This window comes from Sphaerisporangium sp. NPDC051011, from assembly GCF_040653595.1.
Taxonomy (GTDB): Bacteria; Actinomycetota; Actinomycetes; order Streptosporangiales; family Streptosporangiaceae; genus Sphaerisporangium.
This window is the reverse complement of record NZ_JBFAGG010000007.1, coordinates 226,139-238,988: the sequence shown is the minus strand read 5'-3', so window position 1 is coordinate 238,988 and position 12,850 is coordinate 226,139. Positions and strand designations below refer to the sequence as shown.

The 12,850-nt window shown below is 65.6% G+C and carries 5 protein-coding genes; 2 read left to right on the top strand and 3 right to left on the bottom strand.

The window, feature by feature from the left end; all coding sequences use genetic code 11:
• Positions 1-309 precede the first annotated feature (309 nt).
• Entirely contained in the window at positions 310-978 is a 669-nt protein-coding gene (gene nfi, locus AB0H21_RS18425) for a deoxyribonuclease V (protein ID WP_358517650.1), read from the bottom strand.
• Between the two features lie 668 nt (positions 979-1,646).
• Here nfi and AB0H21_RS18420 point away from each other — a divergent pair.
• Positions 1,647-9,956: a DNRLRE domain-containing protein gene (locus AB0H21_RS18420; protein WP_358517648.1), complete on the top strand. Its 8,310-nt coding sequence runs from the start codon at positions 1,647-1,649 to the stop codon at positions 9,954-9,956.
• A gap of 189 nt (positions 9,957-10,145) precedes the next feature.
• Positions 10,146-11,108 (top strand): HEAT repeat domain-containing protein, encoded by a 963-nt coding sequence (locus AB0H21_RS18415; protein WP_358517646.1) that lies wholly within the window; start codon positions 10,146-10,148, stop codon positions 11,106-11,108.
• A gap of 79 nt (positions 11,109-11,187) precedes the next feature.
• Here AB0H21_RS18415 and AB0H21_RS18410 read toward each other — a convergent pair whose 3' ends face one another.
• The gene (locus AB0H21_RS18410; protein ID WP_358517645.1) at positions 11,188-11,781 is read right to left on the bottom strand and encodes a transposase; all 594 of its coding nucleotides are present in this window, start codon (positions 11,779-11,781) and stop codon (positions 11,188-11,190) included.
• A complete protein-coding gene (locus AB0H21_RS18405; RefSeq protein WP_358517643.1) occupies positions 11,685-12,698 on the bottom strand; it encodes a DUF6444 domain-containing protein in 1,014 nt (337 codons plus the stop codon). The genes AB0H21_RS18410 and AB0H21_RS18405 overlap by 97 nt, the downstream gene beginning before the upstream one ends.
• Positions 12,699-12,850: the final 152 nt, after the last annotated feature.

Sequence of the window (12,850 nt, the reverse complement as noted above, 5' to 3'; positions counted from 1 at the left end):
GCGTTGGCGGTGGAAACGAAATGACTTTCGGCCCACGGCCATGAGAAAAGACTACGCGGCGGACACGAGAATGGGCGGACGGAATGCGTTGTTTTTCTGGAATACGCCGGTCGCCTTTGGTTCCCGGCGCGGGCGCACCGCCGCCCGGCCACGCTCCCGAAGCGCAGCCCCGGCCACAGACAGCCGTCTGACGTGCGGTTTTCCCTGACCCCGGCACAGGGCACTCGCCGGGCCAGAGGGCGACAGGGCTCCGGGAGGTCGCCACGGGTTCGCCGCGACCCGGTACGACTGACCCCCGTCGCCCGCCTCTCAAATATCGCGGCGTGAGAGCCGGTCGGCCTGCCGGATCGGCTCGGGGATTCGATAGCGCGGAGCCAGTTCCAGGACCTGACGGCATGCATTGGAAAGGCTGATTCGATGCCCCTGGGAGACGTAGACCGGCTTGGTGTCCCGCCGCGTTCTCAGGGCTCTTCCTATTGTTTCGCCACCGTCGGTAATGGCCGACCACGCGCCCCGCTCGGGCCCGGGCGGCTCGCAGGCGCCGACGAACGCCGTCTTCCCGACACCGATCGTCGGCAGATCGGTCAGGACGCCAAGATGGCAGGCGAGGCCGAACCTGTACGGGTGCGCGAGCCCGTACCCGTCGCAGACGAGCAGGTCCGGAGTCACCGTGAGCCGCTCCAGAGCCTCCACGAGCGCGGGAAGCTCCCGGAACGCGAAAAGCCCCGGTACGTACGGGAACCGCACCCGCCCGGAGACGGCGACCTCCTCCACCACCTCCAGCGTCCCGGCCCGCAGCACCACCACGGCCGCGACGAGCCGGTCGTCCTCGGGCGAGTACCCGACGTCCACCCCCGCCACGAGCTCCGGCTCCTCCGGCCCCGGCCCGGCGAGATCCACCAGCCCCCGCAACTCCTCCTGCAAGGCCCGGGCCTCCGGAACCGTCGCGGGCCAGTCATGAAGCCGCCGCACTCGCACCCGTGAAGCATAACGAGCCTCCCGCCCATAAGCCGGGCTCAGGACACCGCCGCGGGCCGGGCTCAGGACGCCGTCGTGGGCCGGGCTCAGGACGCACCCGCCCACGGACGGAGCGGAAATCAGCGCCTCCCAGCCGGCATCTTTCGCGCACTCCGCGGATCAGGGAGGTGACGTTCCGTTCGACGGCCTTGCGGATCCCTCGAGATGAGGAAGACGAAACTCCTCGCCGTCAAGACCGAGAACCCCCTGCGATTCAGGCGAAAATCGTGGTTCGTGGAGTTGAATTCTCATTGCGCATGAGCCCGACGCCCCGCGTTGGATCACGATTCAGTAACGGCACGTCGCGTGCGACCAGCGCATATGACCGACAGTGATTTTGACTCCGAGTCACCGACTCCCGTTAATCCAGTGAGGACGCACATGTAGCACGCGACTCGGCCGATATGGGAGCACGTGTTCGAATAGGGTCGTGGTCACGCTGTGTTGATCTTGACCCTGGGTGCGGTCTCTGGCGTGATTGGGGCGATTTTGCCGTCTTTCGCCTGTCTGAGAGCGGAGTGCCCGTGCGCGAGTCCCTCCCTGAACGCAGCCCCCTACCCCAACCCCCACCGCGTCCCGTCCGTAAACGCCTCAAGGCCGGCCGGGCCATCGCGGTCACCGTGACCCTGATGCTGCTGGCATCCATGGCCCCGGCCGCCCCCGCCTACGCCCAGAACACCGACGCCTCACAAGAGCCGGGAATCGTGTCCCGGCTGACCCGCTGGCTGTCCGACGGGCTCACCGGGCTGTTCACCGGCGACCCCAAGGGCGAGATTCGCCCGGGCGACGGCACGATCGCCCTGCCCGGACGCAACGGCTCGCCCACCCCGCAGAAGGCCAAGCCGCCGGGCAAGCGCGTGAAGGAACTGACGGGTAAACGCTCGGCGCAGCGCCGGGTGTTCGAACTGGAGGACGGCCGGCTGCAGGCCGAGGTGTCCTCGACGCCGATGTACTACCGGGATTCCGCCGGTAAGTGGCAGGACATCGACACCCGGATCCGCGCGGTCGCCGGGGAGGGGTTCAGCCTCGGCAACGACAGGACGGGGTTCTCCTCCCGGTTCGGTGACAGCACCGGCAGGCTGGCCGAGGTCAGGGCCGGTGACCGGCGGCTGACCCTGGGAGTGGCCGGACAGGCCCGCCAGGTCACGCCCGAGGTGGCCGGGTCGACGGTGACCTATCGCGGCGTGTGGGACGGCGTCGATGTGGTGTACAAGCTCACCTCCGAGGGGGTGAAGGAGTACCTGGTGCTGTCCAAGCCGCCGGCGGCGGGGGCGTCGTACGCCTTCACGGTCGGCACCGGCGGCGTGAGCGCACAGGCCCAGGCCGATGGGTCGATCGCGTTCCTGCCGGAAGGCTCGGATCGGCCGGCGTTCACGATCCCCAAGCCCTTCATGATCGACTCCCAAGCCGATCAGACGTCCCCGTACGGCAAGAAGTATTCGGACGCGGTGACCCAGGCCGTCACCCAGCGGGGCGGCGAGGCGACGATCACGCTGACCCCGGACGCGGGATGGCTCGCCGCGCCCGACCGCAAGTGGCCGGTGGTGATCGACCCCACGGTCCGCATCCAGCCGGAAAGCGAGTTCGAGTCATCGGACACTTACGTCAACTCGGCTGCCAAGACCACCAACTACGACTCCTCGTGGAAGCTGCCGGTCGGCAAGATCTCAGCCACCGGGATCAACCGCGCGCTGCTGTACTTCAACATCACCAATGACGAGGTGCCGATTGGCACCGTGGTGGACCAAGCCCGGCTGGAGACCTACTTCGACCAGGCGCTGGGCGAGGCCGGGCCGGTGACGATCGAGGCCCATGAGATCACTTCGCCGTGGGAGTCCTGGACGGTGAACTGGAACACCCAGCCGACGTTCTCGCCCACGGTGGCCTCCTCGGTGATCCGCCAACCCGGTGAGTTCTCCCGGTGGCACTCCTTCGACGTGACCACCATGGTCAACGGCTGGATGTCCTCGATCGACGCGCCGATGAACGGCATCCTGCTCAAGGCCGCCGACGAGGGCTCGGCCGGGGCGATCGCTGGTCCGGTGTACGAGGCGTCCCAGGACCTGTACGGCGGGGACGGCATGACCGGCGAGACGGTCAACATGCCCAAGCTTGTGATCACCTACGGCAACCCGGGCGTGGTGCTCAAGCCGGTCACCACCGCCACCGCGACCGGCGCGCAACTGTCGTGGACCCCGTATGTCGACCCCACCCCGGGCGACGCCTCCGACGACATCGTGGAGTACCAAGTGCACCGCGAATGCCCGTCGGGATGCCAGATCCCCGCGACCGGCGGGGTGGTGGACACTCTGGTGGCGCCGCTGGCGCCGGATGTGACCTCCTACACCGACACCACCGGTGGTGGCGACCCGGAGGCGGTGGCCGACCCGTCCTACATCCACGAGGCCACTTACTGGATCGTGGTCAAGCTGGCCAACGGTCGGCAGGTGGTCTCCCAGTCCCAGCGGGTCATCCTGCCCCGGCCGGGCCAGGTTTCGAAGATCCTGTACGGGTCCGCGGATACGACGCTGTCGTCGGGTGAGCCCTCGGTGGCCCATGATGTGGTGACCGGGCAGAAGTGGTTGCAGGTGGGCAACACCGCGACCACGCTGGCCAACACGCGTGCGGTGGTGAAGTTCGACGACTACGCCGCGCAGATACCAGCGGATGCGCAGATCAGCGACGCGACGCTGTCACTGTGGGGCGTCAACACCTCCGGTTCGGGGGTGACGTTCAACGCCCACAAGCTGACCCGGGCGTTCACCGAGGCCGCCACCTGGGCCAAGTCCGACGGCACCACCTTGTGGACCACCGCCGGCGGCGACTTCGACGCCGCAGTGCTCGGATCGGTGAGCGGAGTGAGCGCGCAGCCGGGCTGGCGCAAGTGGACGGTGACCGGCGCGGCCAAGGCGTGGACCACCACCCCGGCGTCCAACTTCGGCCTGCTGGTGAAGGTGGCCAACGAGGCCGGCACGGCCAAGCAGTCGGCCCAGTTCCTCGCGACGGAGGCCGACGGCGAGACGGTGCTGCGGCCCCGGCTGCGGGTGACCTACGCCGAGAAGACCTCCGGTTCCTCGTCCTTCTACGCGCCGGGAACCCCCGATCGGCTGGAGGTCGGCGCGACTCAGACGGTGACGGTGGCGGTGACCAACACCACGACCCAGACCTGGCCGGCCGCCTCCACCGCGCTGTCCTACTTCTGGAAGCTGCCCGACGGCACCGACGTGTCGACCGGCTCCAACCAGGTCAAGACGATGCTGCCCGCCAACCTGGCCCCGGGCGAGACGGTCGCGGTCACCGCGCAGATCAAGGCCCCCGCCACCTTGTCGAACGTGGGCAACAAGGCCGAGGCCGTCGATCTGGTGTGGGACGTACAGGACACCTCCACCAACAACTGGAAGTCCGCCACCCACCAGTTGCCGCAGCTTCCGCAGCAGATCCGCCTCGACTCCCCCACCTCGGACCTGCTGGGGGCGGAGAAGTTCTACTCCTACACCGGTAAGAACACCGGCGCCGGCTCGACCGCGCTGGTGAACCCGTACGCGGGCAACGTGGTGTGGGGGTACAACGCCTACTCAAACCCCTCTCGCGGCGCGCAGACCTTCGTCCGCACCACCTACAACAGCCTGGACACCTCGGCCTCCTCGATGGGGTACGGCTGGTCGTTGCAGACCTCGACGTTGCAGCGGCTCGGGTCGCAGGTGTACTTCCACCCGCCGGGCCAGCAGTGGCCCACCCAGGTCAGGCTGACCGACGGGGACGGCACCACGCATGTGTGGACGCTGGACACCCACGGTGCCTCGGTCTGCACCCCGGCCGTGTGCGACTACACCCACCCCCGTGGTGTGCACCTGTACCTGCAGCGGGTCGCCGACCCGAACAATCCCGCCCGCGTCTCACCGGACCCGTCGCGGCAGTGGGTGTTCACCAAGCCCGACCGCACGCAGTTCTTCTTCGACGACGAGGGCTTCCAGTCGGCGATCGTGGACAACAACGGCAACACCATGTCGTTCACCTACGAACGTCGCAAGTCCAACAACAAGCCGACCAAGTTCCTGCAGTACATCACCGACGCGGCCGGCCGCAGAACATTGAGCCTGACCTACTACAAGAAGGGTCAGGACTACACGTACATCGACGACAACACCTGGAACCCGGTCGACGACACCAAGCTAACCAACCCGCACATCATCGACCAGGTCGAGTCCGTCACCGACATCGCCGGCCGGAAGGTCACCTTCGCGTACACCGTGAAGGGTCTGATGGCCAGGATGGTCGACGGCGCGGGCGACGCGCAGGCCAAGACGTTCAAATTCGCCTATGACGCCACCCAGGGCAACAAGAACGTCAAGCTGGTCAAGGTCACCGACCCGCGCGGCAACGCCACCGCGCTGAAGTACTACGAGGCGCCGGTCGACCCGAAGGACAAGTGGAAGATCGAGGACCTGACCGACCGGCTGTCGGGGGTCACCCACTTCGACTACGTCGACCCCGACGGCCCGCAGGGCGGGAAGATCGAGGCGACGGTCACCGATCCGCTTCAGCACGCCACCAAGTACGTGCTGGACGCCTACGGCCGACCCGAGTCGATCACCAACGCCAAGACCGAGACCACAGCCCTGCAGTGGGACCCCGACCACAACGTCACCAGACTGACCGAGGCCAACGGCGCCTACACCACCTGGAATTTCGACCAGAAGACCGGTTACCCGCTTGAGATCAAGGGCGCCGAGGCCAACGCCAACGGCACCGCTCCCACCACGCTGACGTACCAGAGCTTCCTCAACGGCTACGTCGCCGATCTCACCGGGAAGAGGAGCCCTGAGGGGCGCAGCTGGCAGTTCGGCTACGACACCGCAGGCAACCTCAAGACCGTCACCGACCCGCTCGGTGTGGCGAGCCCCGCCGCGGGTGACTACACCACCGGCTACGACTACGACGCCTTCGGCCAGCTGGTCAAGTCGACCGACGCCAACGGCAATGCGACGCGGTACGGCGGTTACCACCCCACGGGGTACCCGCAGACGATCATCGACGCCTACGACAACGTCACCACCACCGCCTATGACGTGCGCGGCGACGTCCTGTCGGTCACCGACGCGCTGGGCAAGAAGACCACCCAGACCTACGACATCTTCAAACGCCCGCTGGAGAACAAGGTCCCCAAGGACCAGGACGCCGGCGTCTTCATCACCACCCCGCCACCGGTCTACGACGCCAACGACAACATCACCCAGATGACCGCCCCCAACGGGGCCGTCTCCACTGCGGTCTACGACAAGGCCGACCAGCTGGTCGAGTCGCTGCTGCCCAAGGATGCCCCCAACGGTCCTGAGCGCAAGGCGTCCTTCACCTACGACCTGGCCGGCAACCTCAAGACGCAGACCGAGCCCAAGGGCAACCTCACCCCGTCCGACCCCGCCGACTTCGTCACTTCGTATGTGTACGACCCGATCTACCAGCTGACCGACGTTATCAACGCCGAGCAGAAGAAGATCACCTACATCTACGACAACGTCGGCAACGTCGAGAAGGTCGTCGACCCGCGCAAGAACGCCACCGCCGACACCGCCGACTACACCGCGATCTACACCTACGACCGCGACCACCGGGTCACCCACGTCAAGGACGCCGCCGGACACCAGACGATCACCGACTACGACCTGGACGGCCTCGTCGAAGGCACCACCGACCAGGACGGCAACAAGACCCTGATCGGGCTCGACGGGCGCGGCGACGTGGTGGAGACCAAGGTCCCGCACTCGGAGACCGGCGGCGTGGTGAAGTACACCACTATCCAGTTCGTCTACGACCAAGCTGGCAACCGCACCAAGGTCATCACCCCGCGCGGGGTGGAGACGACCGACGACCCGACCGACTTCATCGCCGAGACCAAGTACGACAAGCTGAACCGGCCCAGCGAGCAGATCTATCCTTTCGATCGCGACGATCCCGTCTACAACACCCCCGACTCGGTCAAGTACGCCTACGACGCGGTGTCGCGGCTCAGGGAGATCTCCGCTCCGCCGTCCCACGGGCAGACGGTCCGCAATGTCACCTCGATGACCTACTGGGACAACGGCTGGTCCAAGACCACCACCGACCCGTGGGACATCAAGACCAGCTACGACTACAACCCGCTCGGTGAGCAGACCAACCGCACCGTCACCTCCGCGGGCGGATCCTCCCAGCGGGCGCTCACCTGGTCCTACCACCCCGACGGGAAACTCAAGGCCCACGCCGACAACGGCACCCCGCTCGGCCTGGACGTCGTCCTGGGTGACAACTCCGACACCGGGCAGGTCACCTTCACCGGCACCTGGGCCACCACCTCCGCCGGATCGGGCTACACCGGCTACGACTACGCCACCGCCCCCGCAGGCACCGGCACCTCAGCGGCCATCTGGACGCTCACCACACCAAGGGCGGGCACCTACAAGGCCTACGTCAAGTACCCCTCAGGAGCAGGCGCCACCAACGCGGTCTACACGGTCAAGTACGACGGCGGGCAGGCCACCGCCACCGTCGACCAGACCAAGAACGCCGGCCAGTGGGTCGAACTGGGCAGCTACACCTTCGCCGAGGGCAACGCCCACACCATCACCCTCACCGACCAGGCCAACGGCACCGTCGCCGCCGACAGCGTCAAACTGGTCCGCGACAACAGCGCCGACACCGACACCGAGAAGAAGGACTTCGAGTACTCCTACGACCCCAACGCCAACCTCACCCAGATCCTCGACCACTCGCCCAACGCGAAGATCGACACCTGGGACATCTCCTACACCGGCCTCAACCAGGTCAGCAAGATCCTCGAAAAGCTCGACGCGGTGGTGAAGAACACCACCACCTACGACTACAACGAGAACAGCGCCGTCACCAAGCGCACCCACGACAAGACCATCGCCACCTACGGCTACGACGTGCGTGACCTGGTCGACACCGTCACCAACGCCAAGTCGGCCACCGACCCCTCGCCGAAGACCACCCGCTACACCTACACCCCGCGCGCCGAGCGCCTCACCGAGACCAAGGCCAACGGGAACACCGTCACCTACGACCACTTCCTCGACGGCCTGCTCCAGCACAGCCTGGAGAAGAAGCCCAACGCCACGGTCGTCTCCGAACACACCATCAACTACCAGGGCAACCTCAACCGCTCACGCGACCAGGCCAAACTCCAGAACGCCGACAACCCCGGCGCCTACCTCGAACACGTCTACGACTACACCTACGACCCCCGCGACCGCATCGCCAAAACCGTCAAAACCCCGGCCGGCGGCGGCGCCACCGAAACCGAGACCTACAACCACGACGCGGGCTCCAACGTCTACGACCAGACCGTCAAGGGCGTCCGCACCCAGTTCACCTTCGACCGCAACCGCCTGATGACCTCGATCGCCGGTAGCGCGACGTCGACGTACACCTACGACCCGTACGGCCGGCTGCGCCAGATCACCGGCGGCGGCAAAGCCCTCGAGAAGTACACCTACGACGGCTTCGACCACATCATCCGGCACGACAAGCTCAACTCCGACGGCGCCACCAGCACGGTCACCAAATACACCTACGACCCGCTGGACCGCACCACCAGCAAAACCGAGAAGGACGGCACCGCCGCCGCCAAGACCACGCTCTACTCCTACCTCGGCCTGTCCGGCGAGGTCCTGGATGAAGAGGTCGCCGGCAAACTCACCAAGTCCTTCCAGTACAGCGCCTGGGGCGAGCGCCTCTCCCAGGTGAAGGTCAATGCCGACGACACCGAAGAATCCTCCTACTACGGCTACAACCCCCACACCGACGTCGAACAGGTCACCAAGGAGAACGGCGACACCCGCGCCACCTACGGCTACACCGCCTACGGCACCAACGACGACAAACTCTTCACCGGCATCGACAAACCCGACCCCGCCGACCCCACCGCCAAAGACGAGTACAACCCCTACCGGTACAACGCCAAACGCTGGGACAACTCCACCGGCATGTACGACATGGGGTTCCGCGACTACAACCCCGGTCTGAACCGCTTCCTCACCCTCGACTCCTACAACGGCGCCCTGGCAGACCTCAGCCTCGGCACCGACCCCTGGACCGCCAACCGCTACACCTTCACCGGCGGCAACCCCATCAGCAACATCGAACTCGACGGCCACCGGCCAGAGCCCGGCGACATGACGGCGGGCGAGTGGGGAGCCTGGCAGCGAGGCGGATATGACGAGTACAAGGCACATCGGTACAAGAACGGACTCATGTCCTGGCATGAACAGTACGAGTACACATATCGGAGGAACGGCGGAAATGCCAGGAGCGTCATTCGCGATGAAGGGCGCCTGCTCGGCGCCGCCGCCGTATACGATAAGCAGGGAAAGCGCCTATACTTCGAGTCCGGCTTCTTCACCGGCAAGGTGAACAAGGGAATGGGCGAGTCGAAAAGCTATGAAACCCATCTCGAACGGCGCATCGTTGATTGGTTCGAGGAGAAAGGCCTGTTGAAGCCAGGGAACACGTTGGTCATATTCTCGAACGGCAGCCAGGGTCCCTGTCCCGGTCCGAAAGGATGCGAGGCCTACCTCCAGCAATACGCCCACGAAAACGGGGTGAACATTCGATGGGAATCAAACGGTAAGCCCGCGGCGTTCGGGAGCCCCAATACTGGCAGCGACAATCTGAAGGCGTCGGACATCTTCGACGACGAGGGGCGCTGGAAGTACCTTCCGAAGCAGCCGGCGATCACAGAGCGCGGCGGATCGCCATATGGGGGATCTCACTTCGGGCGAGTAGGCGGGCGTATGCTGGGGGCTTTCAGCTTCCTCAGTGACCTTCTCTGGGTCTTCGAGGCCGCCGATATCTGGACCAACCCCACGAAGTACTGTGCCGCGCAGTACCAATCGGACTGGATATACGGAACCGTACCCGGTTGCTCCGGGCCAATGCTCTAAAAGGAGTCGAGCCCTCTAACGAGGCGGCCACTCGGTCAGAGGAATAGAAGGAACGGGAAGATGCCTTCCACGCTTGACAAGAAAGGTATTCAAGGAAGATACGGAGGCATCTTCCCGATATCCTGCACCGACACAATGATCAGGTCCATGGTATCCTCTAGGCTGAAACCATCAGCAGAGAGACAGCAAATGCCACTCACTTCTTGGCGTGAAGCCCTCGGCGTCGTCGATTGGACGAGTCTGGAAGACGGCAAAGATGAACCTAGGACGCTACCGGACGATCTGATTGCTCTGACGTCCGATGACGCGTACGTCCGAGAGGTGGCGCTGGAGTCCCTGGGCGAACGCCTGTCCGTTGAGGGGGTTCGCTATTCCGCGACTCCACCGGCGGCCTCATTGTTGATCCGCATGCTCAGGGAAGAGGTCATAGCAGGTGCGGACACAGGTGCGGTACTCCGTCTGATTCGGCGCCTCGTTTTCAGCGATGAAGACGATTATCTGTTCGACGGGTTCACCGCCGAAGGACTACGGGCGATCGTCCTACGAAAGTCACGGCAGTCGGAATCCGAACGTGACGCGGAACTCAGACGATGGGTGGAGGAGGCGCCGACCCCTGAATCGAGGAAGAAACGTGAATCCAACTACAAGTGGATGGGCGCCGAGGCGATATACCAACTCGAGAAGCTTGAAATAGCGACGCACGACAGCATCATGGAAGGCGTCCCGGTCTACTGCACGTACCTGGTCATTGGTGAACGAGCGGCACGCCTGCAGGCGGCCGCCCTGCTCGGGTACTTCCCGGAAAGAGCGGTAGAGAGCATGCCCGCCCTGCTGGGAGCCCTGGACAGTGAAACCGATCCTGACATTATGGCCACCATGTTGATTGCGATCGGGCTCCTGGGACCCGGATCGGAACCCGCCGCCCCCGCGCTGCGTTCTCATCTGAGCTCACCCGAGACCATTGTGCGCTGGGCCTCTGCCATCGCCCTCGCCTGGCATGGTGCCGCAATCGACGGCTTGACGCTCAGGCTCCTGCGAGAGTGCTTCACCAGCGCCGATGAACTACAGACCGGAATCCCCTATCACTACGGACTGATCGGGCACATCGCCGAAGAAGCCCCCAAGCGCTTACCCAGACATCCCACCCCCTGACCTGATGCCCGGCGGTCTCAAGCGATGGAAGCAAGTTCGGAGGTAACTGGTTAGGTCACCAAGATCGCTAGGTCTTGGATTACGCCGCAGTAGGCAACACTGAATTACCAGCGGGGGCGCGAAGGTCGTCGAAGAGTGTGAGCCCTGGGATGGCGGGCAGCCAGGGGCGGCCCTCGGCGAGTTCGACGAGGGCGTGGAAGAAGTGAACGCCGTGTTTGCGGGCAGTGGCCAGATAACTGCGGATCGCGCAGAACTGCTCGGCACCGGCCAGAGTGCGCAAGCAGCCGGAGACCTTCTGCCTCAGCTTGATCATCCTGATCTCGCGCTCGGCCGCGTTGTTGTCGAAGGGCACCCGTTGGTCTCGGGTGAACCGCAGGTAGTCGTCTTGGCGGGCCAGCATCCGGGTGGCCAGGGCGTTGTGCTTCTTCATCAGCGTGCCCGACCGCGCGGCCGTGTCGTTCTTGCCGATCAGTGCGGCCGAGCGCCACAAGCGGACCTGCCCGGCCAACGCCGCCTGGTCCAGGTGCTCCAGCCCGCCCGCCTCCAGGGCCGCCTCCACCAACGTCTTCATCTGGCCTAGCGCGTCGGCGGCCTGACGCGCCCAGCACCACCCGCCGCCGGGCATGGTGTCGATGACCTGCTGCAGCTCACGCAGGAGATGAGCGTTGCACAAAGCGTGCGCCGCACCGGTGTAGGTGTCATAGGGCGCCCAGGCGTCGTCACCCCCGCAAAACCCGGCAACACCCCGGCGGCGTCCATCGCCTCGGTGCCGCGCTTGCGGTGCACGGTGATCAGGCTCCACTCGCCCGTGGAGGCCGAGTGCACCCAATGCAGGCGCCCATCGACGCGGAACCCGGTCTCATCGAAGTGCGCGATCGGGGCGGCGGCGATCCGTTCGCACGCGCGGGCCAAGAACGCCTCCAACCGCCCGGCGGCTCGTGTGGCCGCCTTCAGTACGCTCGCGCCCGACAGCCGGACACCGAACAACTCCCCCAGGGCTTCGGCGGTGCGGTCCTTGGACAGGAACTGCCCGATGTACAGGTACAAGATGATCGCGGTGATCCGGGAGCCGTACTGCACCGGCGCCGTCACGCCCTGCGGGGCACTGCCGCTGGTGACGACCCCGCACGCGCACCGCCGCTCGATCAGCTGGTACTCGGTCACCTCGACCGTGACCGGCGGGATATCGAACACCTGACGGCGCTCCATGCCGGCCTCGACCGCCCCGGCCAGGTCATGTCCGCAGTCTCGGCACCGCTCCGGCTCGTGCCGCAGGCGGATGTCCGGCCGATCGACCTGCATCAACGTGGTCCCCGGGGTTCCCTTCGGACGTCCCGGCCTTCGCTGCCCGTTCTTGCGCAGCGATTTCGGCGAGGGCTTGACCAGCCCATCCGAACTCGGCGGCTTGGAGGAGTTGCCCGAGTTCAGCCCCAGCCGGGCCTCCAGATCCGCGATCCGCGCGTTCGCCTTGTCCAGCGCCGACCGTGTGTCCGCCAATTCTCTGCGCGTGGTTTCCAGCGCCGTCCCCAACCGCACCACCAGCGCTGCGAGCTCGTCGTACGACGGCTTCGGTACGGAGGACGCGGACACCCGACAGATGATCGCGGATCACGCACTGCCGATCAAATCGGACAGCCTCACGAAAGACCTAACCAGTTACCCTGCGCATAGCTGCGAAGACTCCTTCGGAGTCCGAAATCCGCGCCGCTGAATATCTGGCCTCACTGGGCAACAAGGTTGTA